Here is an 18,942-nt window from a genome sequence, read left to right as displayed (position 1 = left end):
CTTGCGGCAGGGTTGTCCGGTTGGCGGCGCCGGACGTCTCCTCGCGCGACGTGGGCCGGTGTCTTGATATGTATCACGAGCAGGCGGAGAATCTCCGGTACTGGGAAGGGTCGCCCGCGCTGGGAACCGCGTGCGCCAAGCACGCGGACGCGGGCGGTCTCTGGGGAGGGGATCAGTCATGCTTCGCATGCGTGCAATTCTGGGTGGGCGCGATCGCGCCTGTATCGGGGGGAACGCCGATGAAGGTCCGCGCCGTGGTGCGCGGGCCGCGGTGCGCTCGGGGACGGTGCTCGCGGTCGTGACCGCGCTCGTACTCTCGGGAGCGTCGTTCGCGTCGGCGGAGGAACCCGCCACCGGCACGACCGACGCGGTCGTGGCCGAGGCATCCGTCGCCCCGGAACCGGCGCCGCCGGTCGAGGAGCCTGCGGTCGAAGAACCGCCCGCGGCGGTGGAGGAACCAGCGGTGGTCGATCCGGCCCCCGCGGCCGAGCAGCCCGCCGGGCCGCCCGCCGAGCCGCCCGCCGAGGTGGCGCCGCCGGCATCGGCCGAGGAGAATGCGGCGGACGCTGCTGGGCCTGCTGAGGCTCCGGACGACGCCGACGCGGTCGATGAGGTGATGGCGCTCGCCGCCGCCGATGACAACGACCAGGTCTGCGCCGACCTCCACACCGGGCACGAGACGACGGTGGGCAAGCAGACGTCGTGGGAGATCACGGCGCCGCCCGGCATGCTCATCTACGGGTACTGCGTGAAGGCGGGATCGATCGAGCAGGGTGAAGGCCCGGTGTACGTCGTGCTGAACCCGCCCGTGACGTCGGTGACGATCAGCCATCCGTCGGGCAAGGAGATCTCGCACTACTCCGTCGCGTACGTCGCCGAATGCCCGGACGCCGAGCCCGAGACCGCGACCAACGCGGTGATCGTGACGCAGGCCGAGTTCGAGGCGATCATCGGCGACCCGCCGCAGTGCGCCGAGCCGATCCGCGACGTCGCGATCGAGAAGACGCACTCCACCATTCCGGACGGCGCGGTGGAGTACGGGCAGGTCTTCTCGTACACGCTGACCGTGACCAACGTCGGCACGCAGGCCTTCACCGACGGGGTCGTGTCAGACACGGTTCCCGACTCGCTGACGGTGCTCGGCGTGACGGTGCCCCTTGGGTGGCTCGATGAGTCGAGCGGCAACCAGGTCACCGTGTCGGGCGTGGCACTCGCCCCGGGCGCGTCGGCAGAGATCGTGGTGCAGGTGCAGGTCGAGCCTGCTCCTGAGCCGGGTCCGATCGGGGAGTTCGAGGGCGACATCGTCAACACGGCGTGCGTCGACGTTCCGGGAGACATCTTCCCGGGCAACGACTGCGACACCGACACCGTGCCGCGCGACGAACTGCTGGTCGACGTGTTCGTGGAGTGCGTCGCCGATGCGCCGTACCTGCACTACGCCGTGCAGACCAGCGGCAGCCTCGCGGGGATGCCGATCACGATGACGTGGGCGCCGACCACGGGTCCGGCTGATCCAGCCGAGGTGCAGCGCGTGCTCGCGTCGGGCGACTCGGGTTCGATCGTGTGGCCGGGTGCCGCGTTCGCCGGCAACGGAAACAGCATCGAGTGGCCGGGGTACCGTCTCCTCACGGAGGCGGACTACAACCCGGACGGCACGCTCGCGGTGGATCCCTCGCTGGTCTACAACGGCAGGGTGCTCGACACGTCCTACCCGACGTACCCCTGGCGACTGGACTCGACGGTGACCTTCGAGGTCAACCCGACCGTGGTCGTCGAGGTGACGTACCCGCCGCAGACCGAGAACTGCGCGATGCCGAGATCGGCAGCGATGCTCATCGAGAAGACGGCGTCGAAGACGTCGGTCGCCCCGGGTGAGGGCTTCGACTACACGCTGGTGGGATCGAACATCAGCGTGGACTCGGTCGCGGATCCCGTCGTGATCACCGACGTCATCCCGGCGAGCCTGCGGGTCGACTCGGTCACGACCGACGGTGCCGCGTTCCCGCGCTGGCAGGACTGTGCAGTGACGGGGACCGATGCCGCGGGATTCGGCGGAACGCTCGAGTGCACGCTGTTCGGCCCGCTCATGATGGGCGAGACCGCGCCGGCGATCGTGCTGTCGGTGACGACGGCGGCGGATGTCGCTGCCGGCACGATCGACAACACGGCCGAGATCTGCTGGGGCTCTGCGGACTCCGGCGGTGAGCTGGTCGGGTGCGATGACGACACGGTGTCGGTCACGGTGATGCGTCCGGCGCCCGGGTCGGTGACTCCGCTCGCCGCCACCGGCTCGGAGATGCCGCTCGCACCGATGTTCGCGGGAGTCGCCGCGCTGATGCTGGGGGCAGGACTCCTGCTGCTGCAGCGTCGGCGCCGGGCAGGCATCCCGACGGACTGACCGGACCGGCCGGCCGGACGTCGAATCGCCTCGACGTCCGGCCGGTTTCGGTCGTTGAGCGAAGGGCGCTCTGGCGCCCGAGACGAAACGCGGAGCTCGCCGCTTCGTCGATGGGTGTCGACTCTCAGGTGTCGAGGTGCGGGATCACCAGGGCGGAGGATCGGTCGGCACAGTGAGTGCGGTGGGGGTCACCCACCAGGTCGCGCCGGTCGCGTCGTCGCGGTAGAGCCGCCAGTTGCTCTTGGTCTTGAGGATGTGGTGGGGTTCGCAGAGCGGGGCGGTGTTGTCGGCGGAGGTGGCGCCGCCGTACTGCCAGTCGAGGCGGTGATCGATGTCGCAGTCGCGGGCGAGGCGGGTGCAGCCGGGCGTGATGCAGACCGGGTCTCGCACGCCGAGCCAGCGTCGGAGAGCTTTCGGGACGCGGTAGGTGGTGCGATCGACGTCGAGCACGGTGCCGGTGATCGGATGGGTGAGGATCCGCACCCAGCTGCTCGCATCGCCGGCGAGGCGTCGCGCGGTGTCGGTGTCGATCGGACCGTAGCCTTCGAGGGTGGCGGGTTCGTCGTCGTGGCCGAGGAGTGTCATCACGGGGACGGTGATCGCCACCGAGGGGTGGCCCGCGCGCGGCCCGGATGCGGTGGTCTCGCCGTTGGCCATCAGGTCCGCGAAGGTGTCGGCGCGCAGCTGGCCGAGAGTGCGGTCCTCCTCCGGCTGCGCGCGGAGGTGTCGTGCCTGAGCGTCGATGCGGGCGTGGGCCGCGTGCACGGCGGCGGCGGGACCGTAGAACGAGAGCGTGGCCATGCCGTCATGCTCGCCCTGGATGGTCACGTCGCGGTCGGCCGCGGCGCGCTCATGGCGGACCTCGATCGATTCGGGGTGCGCGCGTTCTCGGGCCACCCGCGCCCGCAACCGGAACTTGCCCGGCGGGAGCGTCTTCGCGCCGGCCTCGACGGCGTCGTCGAACCGTCCCCACGTCTCGGGGTCGTCGGGAAGGGTGCCCGCCTGCTGCGCGGCGGTGGTGGCGTTCTGCTCGCTGACCTGGCCGGACCGGAACGCCGCCCACACCCGCGGGCACCGCTCCCGAAGCAGATCGGCGTGGGCGGCGCGGGCGCGGATCATCAGCTCCGACATCCCCAACCGCACGGCGAGGTCGAGCGTGGCGGCGCGCACCGCGATGGTGCGCCGCTCCGCACGAACGGCTGCGACCGGCAGACCCCGCGGATCCTGCCACGCCGGATCGGTGGTGGGATCGGCCCCGACCCACGGGTCGGGGCAGGCCGCGGCATCCGTCAACACCTGCGCGATACCCGCGTACAGGTCGGCGACGAGCATTCGCGCCTGCACCGTCGCGCCCTCCAGCGCGTTGAGCGCGGCCGCGTGCGCCGCCCCGCTCGCCTCGAGCTCGGCGACCGTTACTTCCGGCGGGAACTCACCCGGCTCGAGGATGTCTCGCGCGTCGACGAAGCGGTCGGGGTCGGCGGTGACCCACGGCTCCTCGGTGCTGTGCGTCGATGAAAAGTACATATCTTTATAGTAGGAACAACCTCCGACATTCGATCAAAGCAGCGAACGAGGGGGCGATGTCCACAACCGCCGCAAAGACCCGCGGGTTGCGACCGACCGCCCAGGAGGCCGCTTCCGACGCCCACGAACGTGCAGCCACGAGAAGGTGCGCCCAGGTGCTTGAGCATTTCCTGAGCAAACACTTCATGCATTCGCATTGACGCATGCACCGCCGACACGCCATGCTCATGCCTGGGAGGGGATTCACGCATGCGCGTGCATCTCGAACCCAGCTCCGACAGGACTGGGATTTTCGATACTGGGGATCATCGCGATCGGCACGTGGGGTGCCGGGCGGTCGGAGTTGACCTTGCAACTCACACACTGGGGAGATCGCGCCATGCGTGCAACTATCAAGAACTACCTCGAGGCAGAGAAGATCCGCCGCGAGGAGGAGGGCCGCGAGGGCGGCTTCTCGCTCATCGAGCTCATCATCGTCGTCGTGATTCTGGGCATCCTGGTCGCGATCGCGATCCCGCTGTTCGCCAACATCCAGTACCAGGCGCAGCTGAACGCGCTCAAGGCTGCTGCGGCGAACGGCGCGACGGCCGCTGCCGCTGCGCTCGCGCAGGTCCCTGCTGGCGACCCCGACGCCGCCGCACTGTCGGCTGGTGATGACGGAATCGCGGTTTCGCTCACTCCTGTCGCTCCGTCGACCATCGACGGCATCTGTGCCACGGCCAGTAACCCTGCATGGACCATCGCCGCTGCAGACGCAGCGACGATCCCGACCGGCCCTGGCTGCTAGTCGGTTCATGCACCAGGCCCGAGGGGCCAGTCTCCTCGGGCTCTGGTGTCATGACGATCGCTGGGGAAGTCTGCCACTTGGGGAGGTGCGCGGATGAGGGGATACGACTCGGAATCATCCGGGTTCAGCCTCGTCGAGGTCGTCATCGCGATGTTCCTGCTGGGGGTCATCGCGGTGGCGCTGCTTCCTGCGCTCTGGCAGGGGATCATGCTGGCATCCCAGCAGTCGTCGACTGCGACGGCGACGCGGTACATGCACTCGATCGTCGACGACGCGCGCGAGAACGCCTCGTGCTCCTACCTCGGCTCGATCGCGGCGTTGCCGGCGGTGTCGGACGGCCGAGGCGTATCCATGAGCACCGCCGGTACGACCGTGTCGGGCTGCGCCAGCGGGTTCACGGCGACTCTCGAGCTCAAGATCGAAGGCGACGGCCGCACCCTCGCCTCCACGACGGCATTGATCTACATCCCATGACCGCATCAATGACGCGCGACGACGACAGTGGGCTCGGGCTCCTCGAGCTCATCGTCGCCGTCGTCGTGAGCGGCATCGTCATCGTCGCCATGGGGATGATCTTCATCAACTCGTGGCGTGCGCAGGAGCAGGTCGTCAGCACGACGGAGGCCACCAACCGGGGCCAGGTCGTCGCCTCGATGATCGAGCGCGCGATGCGCAACGCCCTCTACTTCGAGGTGAGCGGAACGGGCGACGTACTGCACGTCCGCACCTCTCTCGCCGGCAGCCTCCGGTGCCAGGCGTTCCAGCTGACCGAGGGCTCCGCACCCGACTACGGCAGCGTGCTGCTGGCGACCGACGCCACCGCTCTTCCGGCGTTCTCGCCGTGGAAGACCGGGATCGCGAAGCAGGGCGCCACCGCCTATTTCGCGGAGTCGGCGGGCGGCACCCTGACCTACACATTCCAGATCGAGACCGACGCTTCGCCGGTCAGCTTCACCGGCGACATCCGCCCACGATCGGGAGACGACACGAAGGGCACAGACGGATGCTGGTAGCCAGGCTGGTCTCACAGGCGCGCCGTCGCACGGCCCGGGACGACTCCGGTGCCGTCCTCGTGACCGTTGTCGTCGTGATGTTCGTCGGATTCATCATCGCGGCGACGATCGCCGCGTCGGTGATGTTCACGATCTCCGCGAACCAAGACAACAAGGACCGCACCGAGGCGTTCATCGCCGCCGAGTCGGGGCGTGACGTCGCGGTGGGCTCCATCCGATCGAAGATCGGCGAGAACGGCGTCGATTGTGCTTCGGATCCGCCTGCTATGACCGCGAGCGGAACGGCGCCGAGCTTCGAGTACACGATCTTCACGACGAGCCAAGACACGGCATCCCCTCAAACGTTGAGCACCACTGACTGGACCACCGCGTGCCCGACCAACGCCACGAAGTGGGTGAAGATCGAGTCCACTGGGTGGCAGGTTCCGACCGCGAAGACGACGATCGAGGCGTACTACGAGTGGTATTTCGGACCCTCTACGACCCCGTCTGGGACTGTTGCCTTCTTCGAGGGCGAGTTCACAGCGACGAAGTCCACGTACACGGGTGACCTCGTCATCCGCCAAGGCGACTACGAGTGCAACAACGGAGCATCTGGTGGCGTCCAGGGTGACCTCTGGGTGTTGCGGGGCAAGCTCACCATCACCGATACGTGCATTGTGACGGGAAGTGTCTATGTTCGTGACGCCATCAGCGTTGCGAACAAGCAGCTTAAGGTGGGCGGGGACCTCATTTCGGTGGAAGGAATGATCAAGCTCAACGCGAACGGCGTCGAGGTCGGCGGCGATGTCTACGCCGCGGGGAACATCGACACGAAGACCGGCTCCGGTGTTGTGAAGGGATCATTCAAGACTCCCGGTGACATGATCGACCACGATTCGAGCAAGTGGACCAATGGCGCGACGCCACCCGCCGCTGTGCCCGTCGATGACAACGCCTCCGCACCCGTCATCTCGCCGACGCTGGAGCAGGTCTACACCGCCACGAGTTGGATCGAACTGACGGCGACAACGACCTGGAGTTCGAGTGCGTTGCCGGTCTATGCGCCGACGCCTGGCACCGTGTGCTCGACCGCTCAGCTTCAGACGATCCTCAGCGCTCCCGGAACCCGAGCTGTCATCGACATGACTGGGTGCCACGCAGGTGGAAGCGGCATCAAAGTCAACCCAGGGAACGTGACCGTTGCACGTGACGTGGTGATCCTCGTCCCCGCAAACGAGAAGATGGACCTCGAGCTCACGGGGACCATCTCACGCCCGGGCGCCACGACCCTGGAAACGGGACCGCAATTGCTTATCGTCCATCTTGACCCGAACGGCAGCGACGGGCGCCCCCCTGTCTGCGGAAGCAGCAGCCTCGACAAGTTCACCGCGAGCGGTACGAACAACGTGCGGACTTTGATCTACAGCGCGTGCGGAATCGGCAGCACGATGTCGTTGACGATGTCTGGTCAGCTCTACATGGGAAGCGACGGTCTGCACCTCAACGGCGGTACCTTCACGTGCGTCCCGATGTCGTGGGTGCCGACCCTTCCGACCATCAGTTGCGGCATCAAGGGCCCTGGCGGGATCTTCGATCCGACGAACACGATCACACGGCTCGACGGTCTCGTGTACCAGACGGAGAGGTAGCGCATGACCTCACTCGCCGTCTTCCTCGTCGTCGTCGCCGGCGTTCTCGGACTCCTCATCGGATCGTTCCTCAATGTCGTCGCGTACCGCGTGCCCGCAGGCATCTCGCTGATGCGCGAGAGCCGGTGCCCGCACTGCGACGCGCGGATCAAGCCGTGGCAGAACGTACCGGTGGTGTCGTGGATCGCCCTCGGCGGCAAGTGCGCGAACTGCAAGGCGCCGATCTCGCCGCGGTATCCGATCGTCGAAGCGGTGACCGGCGTCGCATTCGCGGTGGTGACATGGTGGGGGATCGCGGTGTACCCGGTGGTTGGGGGCGTTTCGTCTCCCTCGCTGGCGCTCGGTCGCTCAACGACCGAGGGGCTCGCGGGAGCGGACGCATGGGCGCTGGGGCTCGTCATCGTCGCGTTCCTGTACCTCGCCGCCGTCAGCATCGTGCTGACGCTGATCGACATCGACACGCACCGGCTGCCGAACAGCATCGTGCTGCCGGGGTACGTCGTCGCCGGCATCCTCTTCACCATCGCCGCCTGGCTGACCGGCGACTGGGTCGCGCTGCTTCGCGCCGGCATCGGAATGGCCGTGCTGTACGCGTTCTACGCGCTGCTGCGGCTCATCCGGCCGGGCGGCATGGGCGGCGGCGACGTCAAGCTCGCCGGCGTCATCGGCATCTACCTGGGCTGGATCGGCTGGGGTGCGCTCGCCGTGGGGGCGTTCGCGGCATTCCTGTGGGGCGGGATCTTCGGCATCGCGCTGATCGCACTGCGTCGCGCCGGACGCAGGACCCGCATCCCGTTCGGGCCGTGGATGATCCTCGGCGCGTGGACGGGCGTCTTCGCCGGCGAGTCCGTCGGCCGATGGTACGTGGACATGTTCACGAGCACGTAGCACGCCCCGGCAGGCACTGGGGGTTCTGGGGAACTTGGGGAAGGGGAATCACATGGGGAAGACGATCGTCGGGCTGGAGGTGACCGAAGAGAGCGTTCGCGCAGCCGAACTCTCTCTCGGCCGAAAACCCCAGCTCATCGCCTACGGCGAAGTACCGCTGCCGCCCGACTCGGCACACGACTCGGAGGTGCTCGACGCGGGCGCCGTCGCCGTCGCCCTCCGGCAGCTGTGGACCGGAGCACGATTCAAGAGCAGGGATGCCGTGCTCGGCGTCGCCAGCCGCCGCATCCTGGTGCGCGAATACACGACCCAGGCCATGCGGCCCGACCTCCTGCGCGAGGCCCTGCCGTATCAGGTGCAGGACCTCCTGCCGGTGCCGGCCAGCCAGGCCGTGCTCGACTTCTTCCCGCTGGGCCAGCAGGGCGATCAGGTCTCGGGCCTGCTCGTCGCGGCGGTCTCGGAGAACATCGAGCAGATCATCTCGACCCTCTCGAAGGTCAAGGTGCGCGCCCAGGCGGTCGACCTCACCGCGTTCGGCCTCGCGCGCGTCACCGCGGCGCTCGCCCGACCCGACGAGACCGTCGCCACCGTCAACGTCGGCGACCACACGACCCAGGTCGTGATCGCCCGCGCCGGTGTGCCGCAGTTCGTACGCGTGCTGCCCATCGACGTCGACACGGCGGCCACCCGCCGGCACACCGCCTCCGACCTCGAGCCGGCACTCGAGTACGCAGCCGTCGGCGTCGGCATGGGCGCCTCGACGGGCGGTGTCGTCGTCGCCGGTGCTCCCGGCGCCAACGGCGGCCGCACCCGCGGGTCGCTCCGTGCCGCGATGCCGCCCGGCGTCTCGGACCTCGCCGCCCGCCTGCGCAGCACGCTCGCCTTCTTCGCGAGCCGCCCCAACGCGGCACCGCTGTCGAACGTGTTCGTCACCGGCGCGGGGGCGGGAGTCGACGGGGTCATCCCGGCCCTCACCGCCGCGATCGACACGCCGCTCAGCGTCGTCTCGGTCGCCGACGTCATCGGCATGTCGGCACCGCCGCCCGCCGGAGAGGTCGCGCTCAACCTCGTCGGCACCGTCGGCATCGCACTCGGGGAGGTGCACCGATGACCGCCGTACCGGTCCCGTTCTCGGGGGTCGCCCGCGTCAACCTGATGCCGCGCGTCGAGGTCGCACGGCGCGAGCGAGACAAGCTCGTGCGCATGTGGGTGTGGCTCGTGTTCGGCGCGATCCTCGTGGCCCTGCTCGTCATCGCGGGCGCCTTCGCGTTCAAGTTCCTCGCCGATCAGCGGCTGTCGGCCGAGCAGGCGCGCACGAGCGCGCTCCTCACCGAGATCGCGGCGCTCTCCGAGGTCAGCCAGGCGCTCGCCACTGAGTCCGAACTCACCGCCTTCCGCGGCGAGGCGATGGCCAACGATCTCGCCTGGACACCCGCGATCGCCAAGGTCACCGGCATCCTGCCCGCCGAGACGACCCTCACCGAGTTCGACTTCACCGTCGGCGGCGTGCCCCAGGGCGGCGACCCCGCCGCCGAGCCCGGACTCGTCGGCACGTTCTCGGTCGACAGCCCGACCCCGCTCGACATCGTCGCGATCATCCGGTCGCTGCGTGGCGTCGAGGGCGTTCTCTACGCCGACGGCCAGTCGGTCACCACGAGCCAGCAGTCGGCGGGGCGCTACTCGTACCTGCTGAACGTCGTGCTCGATCAGACCGCGTACTCGGGCGAGTACGCCGCCGAGGGAGGCGAATGATGCCCAAGCACCTCGTGACCGCACTCGGTCTCATCCTCTCGCTCGGCGTCATCGCGCTCGGCGTGTTCCTCGTCGCGCTGCCGCTGTACTTCCAGGCCGTCGCCGTGGACGTGCAGACCGCCACCGTGGCGAACACCAACGCCATCTACCAGGCGCAGGTCGACGGCCTGCGTGCCGAGGAGGAGCGCCTCGACGAGATCGACGCAAGCGTCGCCGACCTGCGCTCGCAGATCCCCGCCACCGGCCAGCTCGACGACGTGTTCGAGGTCGTCGGACGCGCTGCCGAGGCATCCGGCGTCGCGCTCACCGCCGTCACCGCCGGCGAGCAGGTCGCCTTCGTCGTGCGCACCGGTGTCGACGACGATCCGGCCGCCGCGTCCGCGCCGGCTCCGACACCCGCGCCGACGGCAGGGGGGACGGATGCCGCAACCGGCGACGCCGCGACGACCCCGACTGCCGGTGCCGGTGCCGGCGCCGGTCGTCAGCAGGTGGACTTCGTCATCCAGGCCACCGCGGCCGACATGGCGCAGGCGACCGCGTTCCTCGACGCGTTGCGCGCGGGCCCCCGTCTGCTCAGCAACGTCACCGCGACCTCGACGCAGACCGGGTCGGGCACCGTCGACGTGCAGATCACGGCGCTGACCTACGTCGACACCGCGTTCGACACCGCGTCCGACAGGGAGGGGTGACGGCCATGGCGACCGACACCGTACACGACACCGCGGCGCACGCCGAGGTCGGGTTCGAGACGATCCTCGCGCGCGGCGCACGGCACCGCGCGTCGGACGTCCACATCACCGCCGGCGCGCCGCCCCTGCTGCGCGTCGACGGCGATCTCGTCCCGGTGCCGGGCTACCCGGGCGCGCTCTCGGCGGAATGGGTCGAGAAGACCGCCTTCGACCTCATGACCGAGGGACAGCGGCGCGAGTTCATGGAGCACGGCGAGGTCGACCTCGCCCACGCGACCCCCGGCATCGGGCGCTTCCGCACGAACGTGTACCGCCAGCTCGGGTCGATCGCGATCGCGCTGCGCTACATCCCCGATCGCGTGTACACGCTCGAAGAGCTCGGCGCCCCGGCCATCGCGCGCGACCTCGCGCTGCGACCCCGAGGTCTCGTGCTGCTGACCGGACCCACGGGCTCGGGGAAGTCGACGACGCTCACCGCCATGGTCGACATCGTCAACCAGCTCATCGCGGCGCACATCATCACGATCGAGGACCCGATCGAGTTCCACCACGAGTCCAAGCGCTCGCTCGTGCACCAGCGCGAGGTCGGCCGCGACACGCAGTCGTTCGCCGAGGCGCTGCGCCGCGTGCTGCGTCAGGACCCCGATGTGATCCTCATCGGCGAGCTGCGCGATCCGGAGTCGATCTCGACCGCCCTCTCGGCGGCCGAGACCGGGCACCTCGTGCTCTCCACCCTGCACACGCAGGGCGCCGCGAAGAGCATCAACCGCATCATCGACGTGTTCCCGGCCGACCAGCAGCACCAGATCCGCACCCAGCTGGGCGACACCCTGCAGGGCATCATCAGCCAGACGCTGCTGCCGCTCGCCCAGACCAACGGCCGCACGATCGCGACCGAGGTGCTCATCAACACGCCCGCCGTCGCGAACATGATCCGCGAGGGCCAGGTCGCCCAGCTCTACTCCGCGATGCAGGCCGGCGCCGAGATCGGCATGCACACCCTCGACCAGGACCTCCGCCGGCTCGTGCAGGAGGGCACCATCGCGCTCAACGTCGCGAAGGACTTCGCCGTCGACCCCAAGAACCTCGACGGCGTCTACGTCCGGCCACGTGACCTCGACGCCGAGGAATGGGCGCAGCACGCGGGGGAGTGGCGGGCGGATGCCGGAGCCCCCGTCACTGCGAACGCTGCGGCCGGCACGGGCATCGGCATGGGCTCGCGGTTCGGCACGCCCACCGTCGGCGGCCGCGTCGACCCCACGACGCGCGAGGTCAGCTGGACCGACCAGGACGACATCCAGGTCGACTGGCTCGGCTCGGGACGGGAGCGCTGAGCCATGGCCGTCGTGCAGGAATTCGTGTACCGCGCGGTCGATCCGCGCGGCGGGTCGGTCGTCAAGGGCTCGATCGAGGCGGCCAGCGAGTCGGCCGTCGCCGGCAAGCTCAAGGCGCAGGGCCTTACGCCGCTGGAGGTCACCCTCAAGTCGAACACCGGACTCAACCGCGAGATCAAACTCCCCGGCCGTGGCGGACACGTCTCGGCGCGGGCCCTGGCGGTGTTCTCACGCCAGATGGCCGGTCTCATCAACGCCGGGCTGCCGCTCATGCGGACGCTGTCGATCCTCATCGAGCAGACCGACGACAAGCGGCTGCAGCCGGCGCTCGTGCAGGTGCAGGCCGATGTCGAATCGGGCTCGTCGTTCTCGGCCGCGCTGGCTCGGCATCCGCAGACCTTCCCGCCGCTGATGCTCAGCATCGTCAAGGTGGGCGAGGCGGGCGGCTTCCTGGGCGGCGCACTGTCGTCGATCGCCGACAACTACCAGCGCGAGGCCGAGCTGCAGAACAAGATCCGGGCGGCCGTGACCTACCCGGCCATCGTGCTCGTGATCGCGATCATCGGTGTGCTGGTCATGGTGACCTTCGTCGTGCCGATCTTCGAGGGCATGTTCGCCGGGCTCGGTTCGGAGCTGCCGCTGCCGACCCAGATCCTCGTCACGGTCTCGAAGAACATGTGGTGGATGCTGCCCGCGATCGCGCTGCTGGCGCTCATCGCGGTGATCTGGTGGCGCGCCAACCGGCACACCGAGCAGTACCGGCGCGTGGTCGACCCGGTGAAGCTCAAGATGCCGATCTTCGGCAAGCTGACCACGAAGATCGCGGTCGCGCGGTTCGCCCGCAACCTCTCGATGATGCTCAACGCGGGCGTGCCGATCATCCAGGCCCTCGCGATCGTCGGGCAGGCGTCGAACAACTGGAAGATCGAGCAGGCCGTGCGAGACGTGCAGGACTCGATCCGGCAGGGCCGGTCGTTCGCGGCGCCCCTCGCGAAGGCCGACGTCTTCCCGTCGATGGTGCCGCAGATGGTGTCGGTCGGCGAGGAGTCGGGCACGCTCGTCGAGATGCTCTCGAGCATCGCCGACTTCTACGAGGACGAGGTCGAGACCGCCACGGCGCAGCTGTCGTCGACGATCGAGCCCGTGCTCATCGTCGGGCTCGGCATCGTGATCGGCGGGATGGTGGTCTCGCTCTACCTGCCGATCTTCACCCTCTACGGCGAGCTCGCCAACCAGGGCTGACGCGTTTCGTCTCGCTTCGCTCGCTCAACGACCGGGGGTCGGTCGTTGAGCGATGCGCGCTCTGGCGCCCGAGACGAAACGGGGTGGGGTTCGCGGGTGCGTGGGGGCGTTTCGTCTCGCTTCGCTCGCTCAACGACCGGGGGTCGGTCGTTGAGCGATGCGCGCTCTGGCACCCGAGACGAAACGGGGTGCGCATCCGCTCCTCCCCAAGCCGCGGTGGCGGCGGATTCTCCACGGCCGCGAGCCGCGGCATCCGTCCCGCTCCTCCCGCCCGGCACAGTGTGGCCATGGCGTTCCTCTACATCCTCCGCTGTGCAGACGGCACGTTCTACGTCGGCAGCACCACCGACCTCGATCGCCGACTCGAGCAGCACCGGAGCGGCCACGGTGCCGCATACACGCGGCGACGGCTTCCGGTCGAGATCGCCTGGTCGGCGGAGTTCGCGCGCATCGACGAGGCCTTCGCCTGGGAGAAGCGCCTTCAGGGTTGGAGCCACGACAAGCGCGAGGCGTTCGTGACGGGCGGCATCGACGCCGTGCGGGGATGGAGCCGTCGCGACCGCGATCGACGGCGCCAGACCCCCGGTCGTTGAGCGAAGGGCGCTCTGGCGCCCGAGACGAAACGGGGTGGGGTTCGCGCGTGCGTCGGGGCGTTTCGTCTCGCTTCGCTCGCTCAACGACCGGGGCGGGGTGCGATGGCGTTTCGTCTCGCTTCGCTCGCTCAACGACCGGGGAGGGAGAGGGGACGTCAGATCGAGACGCGGAGGACCTCTTCGATCGTCGTGAAGCCCTGGGCGACCTTCGACCAGCCGTCGTCGCGGAGCGACACCATGCCCTGCTCCAGTGCGACCTGGCGGATCTCGGTGCCCGTCGCGCGGGTCACCACGAGCGACTCGATCTCGTCGCTCAGCGTCATGATCTCGTGCAGGGCGACGCGGCCGCGGTAACCGGTCCCGCTGCAGGCGGGGCACCCGACCGCCTTGTAGAGCTGCGGCACGTCGGACGGGTCATGCGGGAACCCGAGCGCCGCCAGCACGTCGGAGGCCTCGGTCAACGGCTCACGGCAGCGCATGCACAGCCGCCGCGCGAGACGCTGGGCCACCACCGCGCTCAGCGCCGTCGCCACCAGGAACGGCTCGCAGCCGATCTCGGTCAGACGTGTCAGCGCCGAGGGGGCGTCGTTCGTGTGCAGGGTCGACAGCACGAGGTGACCCGTCAGCGCCGCCTCGATCGAGATGTTGGCCGTCTCGAAGTCGCGTATCTCGCCGACCAGCACGACATCGGGGTCGCTGCGCAGGATGGAGCGCAGCGCGGTCGAGAACGTCAGCCCGGCGCGGTTGTTCACCTGGACCTGGTTGATGCCGGGGATGCGGTACTCGACCGGGTCCTCGACCGTGATGACGTTGATCTTCGGGTTGGCGATCGCCCGCAGCGCCGTGTACAGGCTCGTCGACTTGCCCGACCCGGTCGGGCCCGTCGCGAGGATCATGCCGTGCGGCCGCGTGATGGCGTCGCGGAACCGCTTCTCGTTCACGCCCGAGAACAGCAGGTCGCGCATCGTCATGACCTGACCGGTGTTGTCGAGGATGCGCATGACGATCTTCTCGCCCCACACCGTCGGCAGCGTCGCGACGCGGAGGTCGACCTGGCGGTTCTCATGCGTGACCGAGAGGCGCCCGTCCTGCGGCTTGCGCTTCTCGGCGATGTCAATCGACGACATGATCTTCAGGCGCGAGATGATGCCGTCCTGGATCGCGCGGTCGGCCTTCTGCATCTCGTGCAGCACGCCGTCGATCCGGAACCGCACAGTGAGCTGCTTCTCGCCCGGCTCGACGTGGATGTCGCTCGCGCGGTCGTTGATCGCCTGCGCGATGAGCAGGTTCACGAACCGGACGATGGGAGCGTCGTTGTCCTGCTCCTCGAGCGTCTCGGTGAACGCGGCCTGCTTCGCCTCCGCCGACTCCTCGATCGTCATCGAGAGCTCGCTCAGCTCTTCGTCGGATCGCAGGAATCGCTCGAACATCTGCGCCAGCGCATCGCCGGCGACGACGACCGGCTCGACGAACAGGTCGGTGATGCTCGCGACATCGTCGAGCGCGACGATGTCGGTCGGGTCGAGCACGCCGACGGTCAGCCGGTCGCCGCGGCGATCGACCGGAATGATCCCGTAGCGCCGGCACAGGTTCCCCGGCACGAGGGCGACGACGTTCGGATCGAGGGGCATGTTCGCCAGGTCGATGTAGCGGTGCCCGGTGTGCAGCGCGATCGCCTCGGCCACCTGCGCCTCGGTCACGAGCTTCTGGTTCACCAGCAGCTGCTGCAGTTCGGGCCCGTCTGCGCCCACCTGCGCGATCGCGGCGGACATGTCGGCGGCGCGAACGGCTCCGGTGAGCACGAGCGTCTGAGCGAGACCTCTCATGGTGATTCCCCTATCCCCGCTCGCCATCCTAGGGCGGCGGCGCCGCTGTACATGCCGATCTTCTCGTTCTGCGGCGTGCTGCGGAAGTCCGGCCGAGATCGCATCGAGAGCTGAGGAGGCGCGCGTCAACCCCTCGGAAGCACGCGCCATCCGCGGATAGCCTGAGCCCATGCCGGAGTCCGCGACCCCCTCGAAGCGACCGTTGATCGCACGCGTGACCGCGTGGGCACTCTCGCTGCGCCTCGTGCGGGTGCTGCTGCACTACGCGGAGCGCCGCGGCGTGATGCTGTCCGACAGCATCACCTACCGTGCCCTCTTCTCGGTGTTCGCCGGCGTGCTCCTGGGGTTCTCGGTCGCCGCGGTCTGGCTGAGCGGCAACCCCGACGCGTGGGCATCGCTGGTGGCAGCGGTGGATGCCGTGATCCCAGGCCTCGTCGGAGAGGACGGGCTCGTCGATGTCTCGGACCTCCCGGCCGCCGTCGAGTTCACCGTCACCGGTGTGATCGCACTCGTCGTCCTCGCGGGCGCCGCCATCGGAGCCATCGGATCGTTGCGTGCGGCACTGCGGGTCCTCGCCGACCGCGTGCGCGACGACGTGTTCTTCGTGTGGGTGCTGCTGCGCAACCTGGGATTGGCGATCGCGATCGGCGGCGGGCTGCTGCTCACGGCCGGCGCGACGTTCGTGGGGACCGCATTCGTGGAGGTCGCGCTCGACTGGGCGGGGATCGGCAGGAGCCCCGTCGCCGACTTCGCGACGCGGGGTGTGTCGGTCGTCGTCGTGTTCGCGCTCGACATGGCGCTCGTCGCGCTCGCGTTCGCGACGCTGAGCGGAGTGCGCGCGAGCGCGCGCTCGCTGTGGTCGGGCGCGTTCCTCGGAGCGCTCGGACTCACCGTGCTCCAGCAGCTGTCGAGCCTGTTCGTGCGCGGCGCGGCAGCCAACCCGCTCCTCGTGTCGTTCGCCGCGCTCATCGCGCTGCTGATATGGATCAACCTCTCGGCTCAGGTGATCCTCATCGCGGGGACGTGGATCATCGTCGCCGAGCGCGAACGCGCCGACCGCGTCCGCGAGCGGCACGGCTCTCCGACCTTCGCGATCCGGCGCGTGCGTCGTGCCGAGGATGCCGTCACGGTCGCGACGGAAGAGCTGCGACTCGCCCGCGACGACGCCGAGGCCGAGAGGGCGAAGCGATGACCCGGGTGCCCGTCTACACCGTCGAGCAGGTGCGCATCGCCGAATCGCCGCTCCTCGCGGCGAGTCAGCCGCTCATGATGCGCGCCGCGGCGGCGCTCGCCGAGGTGGTTCGCGAGGCCTACCATGACGGCCGTGACGCCGTCGCAGCCGATGCCGACTCCCGTCCCGCCACGCACGCCAAGCATCTGCTCGTGCTCGCGGGGAGCGGCGACAACGGCGGCGACGCGCTGTACGCCGCGGCGCTGCTCGCCGAAGAGGTCGACGTCGATGTGCTCACCGTCGGTGTGCGCGTGCACGAGGCGGGTCTGGCTGCCGCGCTCGGCGCGGGTGCCCGGCGCGTCGAGATGCCGGCGGTGCGCGAGGCCGCGACCGACTACGACCTCATCCTCGACGGCATCCTCGGCATCGGTGCCGTCGACCCCGCTCTGCGGGGCAACGCCCGCGAAGCGGTCGAGGCGCTGCTCCCGGCGGTCCGGGCGGGACGTTCCCGGGTCATCGCCGTCGACGTGCCGAGCGGTCTGCAGCCCGACACGGGCGCGGCGGGGGATGCCGTGCTCCCGGCATCCGTCACCGTCACGTTCGGCGCGGTCAAGGCGGGACTCGTCCGTGGCGGCGGGCCTGAGCTCGCCGGTGAACTGGTGCTCGCCGACATCGGCATCGGCTCGGAGCTCGAGGGATTCCGGCCGGTCGCCGAGACCACCGTCTCGCGCGTCGTCACCGCCCCGGGAACACCCGGTCGCTGAGCGAGCGTCGCGCGCCGGCTCGCGGCGTTTCGTCTCGGGCGCCAGAGCGCCCTTCGCTCAACGACCGTGGCCCTCGTCGAAACGCCCGGTCAGTCGTCGCCGCGCTCGCCGCGCTCGCCGTTGCCCGGAAAGCCGGGGGAGTCCTTGTCGTGACCGAACGCGTTGCCACGGCCGTTGTTGCCGGGCCCATCGCCGTGCTTGTCGTGCTTGTCGTGCTTGTCGTGCTTGTCGCCCCTGCTGTTGCCCGGGAACTCGTCGGCCTCCTTGTCGTGGCCGAACGCGTTGCCCCGGCCGTTCCCGCCCGGTCCGTCCTCGGTGACCACCACGGTGGCCGGTGCGAACGGGGGAGCGAACGGGACGCCCGCTGCGATGCTCGGCACGAGGATGCCTGCAGCGGCGACGCCCGCGATCACGGACCCCGTGACGAGCAGCTTCTTCGAACCCATGACGCACCTCGTTTCGGGCGGCGGAGGCAGCCGGTGCGGGGAGCGTACCACCGCAGCGCGCCGGTGCGAAGGGGGTCGGCTCAGCGAGCGTAGCGCTCGACGAAGGTGCGCAGCATGCGGCTGGGGTGCGACACCGGCGCACGCCGCACCGCCGACAGCGTCAGTTCGAGCTCGTGGGCGGCGAAGTACCCGTGGTCGGCATACGCGTGGATGCGCGTCGTGATGCCGTCGACGTCGAGCTCGGGATGGAACTGCGTCGCGTACACGTTCTCGCGCACCCTGAACATCTGCACCGGACACCCGGGCGACGAGGCGAGGAGTGTCGCCGACGCGGGCAGCGACGAGATCGCCTCCTTGTGCCCGACGAACGCCTCGAACACCGGCGGCATCCCGGCGAGCAGGGGATCGGATGCCCCGGCAGCGGTGAGCGTGACCGGCACGACGCTGATCGGCTCGGAGTACGTGCGGTCGATGACGGCGCGCTGATGAGCGCCGAGCGTGCCGACGCCGTAGCACGCACCGAGGAAGGGGAAGTCGCGGGCGACGACCCGATCGAGGAGAGACGTGAACTCGGCCTCGACCCGCCGTTGCGCGGGAGACTTGAGGCCGGGCGGATCGGACGCGTTGAAGGGACCGCCGCCGACGAAGATCCCCGACAGTGCATCGAGGTCGAGTGCCGGCATCGGCCCCGCCTCCAGCCGCACCCGCACGAGCTGACGCTCGTCGAGCCCGGTGAACCGCAGGAAGAGCGCGTACTCCTCGTCGGCCGGAACGTCCTCGGCGCGGGTGGCGAGGAGGACGAACGGTTTCACTCGACCAGCCTACGGGGGCGGTCGGGGCGTTTCGTCTCGCTTCGCTCGCTCAACGACCGGGTGCTTCGCTCG

General features: G+C 69.3%; 18 protein-coding genes. 14 read left to right on the top strand and 4 right to left on the bottom strand.

The window, feature by feature from the left end:
- The first annotated feature begins 298 nt into the window (after positions 1–298).
- A complete protein-coding gene (locus tag IM778_RS10305; RefSeq protein WP_194408819.1) occupies positions 299–2,398 on the top strand; it encodes a DUF11 domain-containing protein in 2,100 nt (699 codons plus the stop codon).
- A 144-nt stretch (positions 2,399–2,542) separates the two neighbouring features.
- Here the strand turns inward: IM778_RS10305 and IM778_RS10300 are convergent, their stop codons facing one another.
- The gene (locus IM778_RS10300) at positions 2,543–3,922 is read right to left on the bottom strand and encodes an HNH endonuclease signature motif containing protein (RefSeq protein ID WP_194408818.1); all 1,380 of its coding nucleotides are present in this window, start codon (positions 3,920–3,922) and stop codon (positions 2,543–2,545) included.
- 349 nt (positions 3,923–4,271) lie between these two features.
- Between IM778_RS10300 and IM778_RS10295 the strand changes: the two genes are divergently transcribed.
- The 11 genes from IM778_RS10295 to IM778_RS10245 all read left to right on the top strand — a co-directional run bounded on the left by IM778_RS10295 (position 4,272) and on the right by IM778_RS10245 (position 13,851).
- Positions 4,272–4,709: a type IV pilin protein gene (locus IM778_RS10295; protein WP_194408817.1), complete on the top strand. Its 438-nt coding sequence runs from the start codon at positions 4,272–4,274 to the stop codon at positions 4,707–4,709.
- Positions 4,710–4,802: 93 nt separating this feature from the next.
- A complete protein-coding gene (locus tag IM778_RS10290) occupies positions 4,803–5,183 on the top strand; it encodes a type IV pilus modification PilV family protein (protein ID WP_194408816.1) in 381 nt (126 codons plus the stop codon).
- On the top strand, positions 5,180–5,722 hold the full coding sequence (locus IM778_RS10285) for a PilW family protein (RefSeq protein ID WP_194408815.1): 543 nt from the start codon (positions 5,180–5,182) through the stop codon (positions 5,720–5,722). The genes IM778_RS10290 and IM778_RS10285 overlap by 4 nt, the downstream gene beginning before the upstream one ends.
- A gap of 59 nt (positions 5,723–5,781) precedes the next feature.
- Entirely contained in the window at positions 5,782–7,353 is a 1,572-nt protein-coding gene (locus IM778_RS10280; RefSeq protein WP_194408814.1) for a hypothetical protein, read from the top strand.
- Between the two features lie 3 nt (positions 7,354–7,356).
- Complete coding sequence (locus IM778_RS10275) at positions 7,357–8,241, top strand: prepilin peptidase (RefSeq protein ID WP_194408813.1); 885 nt, start codon at positions 7,357–7,359, stop codon at positions 8,239–8,241.
- Positions 8,242–8,293: 52 nt separating this feature from the next.
- Positions 8,294–9,352 carry a pilus assembly protein PilM gene (gene pilM, locus IM778_RS10270; RefSeq protein WP_194408812.1) on the top strand — a complete coding sequence of 353 codons (1,059 nt, stop codon included), beginning with the start codon at positions 8,294–8,296 and terminating at the stop codon, positions 9,350–9,352.
- Positions 9,349–9,993, top strand: a complete 645-nt coding sequence (locus IM778_RS10265; RefSeq protein WP_194408811.1) for a hypothetical protein — start codon at positions 9,349–9,351, stop codon at positions 9,991–9,993. Before pilM ends, IM778_RS10265 begins: the two co-directional genes overlap by 4 nt.
- On the top strand, positions 9,993–10,682 hold the full coding sequence (locus IM778_RS10260; protein ID WP_194408810.1) for a hypothetical protein: 690 nt from the start codon (positions 9,993–9,995) through the stop codon (positions 10,680–10,682). Before IM778_RS10265 ends, IM778_RS10260 begins: the two co-directional genes overlap by 1 nt.
- Positions 10,683–10,687: 5 nt before the next feature.
- Positions 10,688–12,016 carry a type IV pilus twitching motility protein PilT gene (locus IM778_RS10255; RefSeq protein WP_194408809.1) on the top strand — a complete coding sequence of 443 codons (1,329 nt, stop codon included), beginning with the start codon at positions 10,688–10,690 and terminating at the stop codon, positions 12,014–12,016.
- Positions 12,017–12,019: 3 nt separating this feature from the next.
- A complete protein-coding gene (locus tag IM778_RS10250; RefSeq protein WP_194408808.1) occupies positions 12,020–13,258 on the top strand; it encodes a type II secretion system F family protein in 1,239 nt (412 codons plus the stop codon).
- A 287-nt stretch (positions 13,259–13,545) separates the two neighbouring features.
- A complete protein-coding gene (locus tag IM778_RS10245; RefSeq protein WP_194408807.1) occupies positions 13,546–13,851 on the top strand; it encodes a GIY-YIG nuclease family protein in 306 nt (101 codons plus the stop codon).
- A gap of 155 nt (positions 13,852–14,006) precedes the next feature.
- Here the strand turns inward: IM778_RS10245 and IM778_RS10240 are convergent, their stop codons facing one another.
- Complete coding sequence (locus IM778_RS10240; protein ID WP_194408806.1) at positions 14,007–15,677, bottom strand: GspE/PulE family protein; 1,671 nt, start codon at positions 15,675–15,677, stop codon at positions 14,007–14,009.
- Positions 15,678–15,846: 169 nt separating this feature from the next.
- Between IM778_RS10240 and IM778_RS10235 the strand changes: the two genes are divergently transcribed.
- On the top strand, positions 15,847–16,869 hold the full coding sequence (locus IM778_RS10235; RefSeq protein WP_194408805.1) for a YihY/virulence factor BrkB family protein: 1,023 nt from the start codon (positions 15,847–15,849) through the stop codon (positions 16,867–16,869).
- The gene (locus IM778_RS10230) at positions 16,866–17,612 is read left to right on the top strand and encodes an NAD(P)H-hydrate epimerase (protein WP_194408804.1); all 747 of its coding nucleotides are present in this window, start codon (positions 16,866–16,868) and stop codon (positions 17,610–17,612) included. The genes IM778_RS10235 and IM778_RS10230 overlap by 4 nt, the downstream gene beginning before the upstream one ends.
- Positions 17,613–17,701: 89 nt before the next feature.
- Here the strand turns inward: IM778_RS10230 and IM778_RS10225 are convergent, their stop codons facing one another.
- Positions 17,702–18,058, bottom strand: a complete 357-nt coding sequence (locus IM778_RS10225) for a hypothetical protein (RefSeq protein WP_194408803.1) — start codon at positions 18,056–18,058, stop codon at positions 17,702–17,704.
- Positions 18,059–18,138: 80 nt separating this feature from the next.
- Positions 18,139–18,870 carry a glutamine amidotransferase gene (locus tag IM778_RS10220; protein WP_194408802.1) on the bottom strand — a complete coding sequence of 244 codons (732 nt, stop codon included), beginning with the start codon at positions 18,868–18,870 and terminating at the stop codon, positions 18,139–18,141.
- Positions 18,871–18,942 lie beyond the last annotated feature (72 nt).

The sequence above is a fragment of the Microbacterium cremeum genome (assembly GCF_015277855.1).
Lineage (GTDB): Bacteria > Actinomycetota > Actinomycetes > Actinomycetales > Microbacteriaceae > Microbacterium > Microbacterium cremeum.
This window is presented reverse-complemented; position numbering and strand designations above follow the sequence as displayed.

Bases quoted from the DNA above. Each gene is read 5' to 3' on its own strand.
- IM778_RS10300 (WP_194408818.1), bottom strand. From the start codon at position 3,922: ATGTACTTTTCATCGACGCACAGCACCGAGGAGCCGTGGGTCACCGCC.
- IM778_RS10290 (WP_194408816.1), top strand. From the start codon at position 4,803: ATGAGGGGATACGACTCGGAATCATCCGGGTTCAGCCTCGTCGAGGTC.
- IM778_RS10285 (WP_194408815.1), top strand. From the start codon at position 5,180: ATGACCGCATCAATGACGCGCGACGACGACAGTGGGCTCGGGCTCCTC.
- IM778_RS10275 (WP_194408813.1), top strand. From the start codon at position 7,357: ATGACCTCACTCGCCGTCTTCCTCGTCGTCGTCGCCGGCGTTCTCGGA.
- pilM (WP_194408812.1), top strand. From the start codon at position 8,294: ATGGGGAAGACGATCGTCGGGCTGGAGGTGACCGAAGAGAGCGTTCGC.
- IM778_RS10265 (WP_194408811.1), top strand. From the start codon at position 9,349: ATGACCGCCGTACCGGTCCCGTTCTCGGGGGTCGCCCGCGTCAACCTG.
- IM778_RS10260 (WP_194408810.1), top strand. From the start codon at position 9,993: ATGCCCAAGCACCTCGTGACCGCACTCGGTCTCATCCTCTCGCTCGGC.
- IM778_RS10255 (WP_194408809.1), top strand. From the start codon at position 10,688: ATGGCGACCGACACCGTACACGACACCGCGGCGCACGCCGAGGTCGGG.
- IM778_RS10250 (WP_194408808.1), top strand. From the start codon at position 12,020: ATGGCCGTCGTGCAGGAATTCGTGTACCGCGCGGTCGATCCGCGCGGC.
- IM778_RS10245 (WP_194408807.1), top strand. From the start codon at position 13,546: ATGGCGTTCCTCTACATCCTCCGCTGTGCAGACGGCACGTTCTACGTC.
- IM778_RS10240 (WP_194408806.1), bottom strand. From the start codon at position 15,677: ATGAGAGGTCTCGCTCAGACGCTCGTGCTCACCGGAGCCGTTCGCGCC.
- IM778_RS10235 (WP_194408805.1), top strand. From the start codon at position 15,847: ATGCCGGAGTCCGCGACCCCCTCGAAGCGACCGTTGATCGCACGCGTG.
- IM778_RS10230 (WP_194408804.1), top strand. From the start codon at position 16,866: ATGACCCGGGTGCCCGTCTACACCGTCGAGCAGGTGCGCATCGCCGAA.
- IM778_RS10225 (WP_194408803.1), bottom strand. From the start codon at position 18,058: ATGGGTTCGAAGAAGCTGCTCGTCACGGGGTCCGTGATCGCGGGCGTC.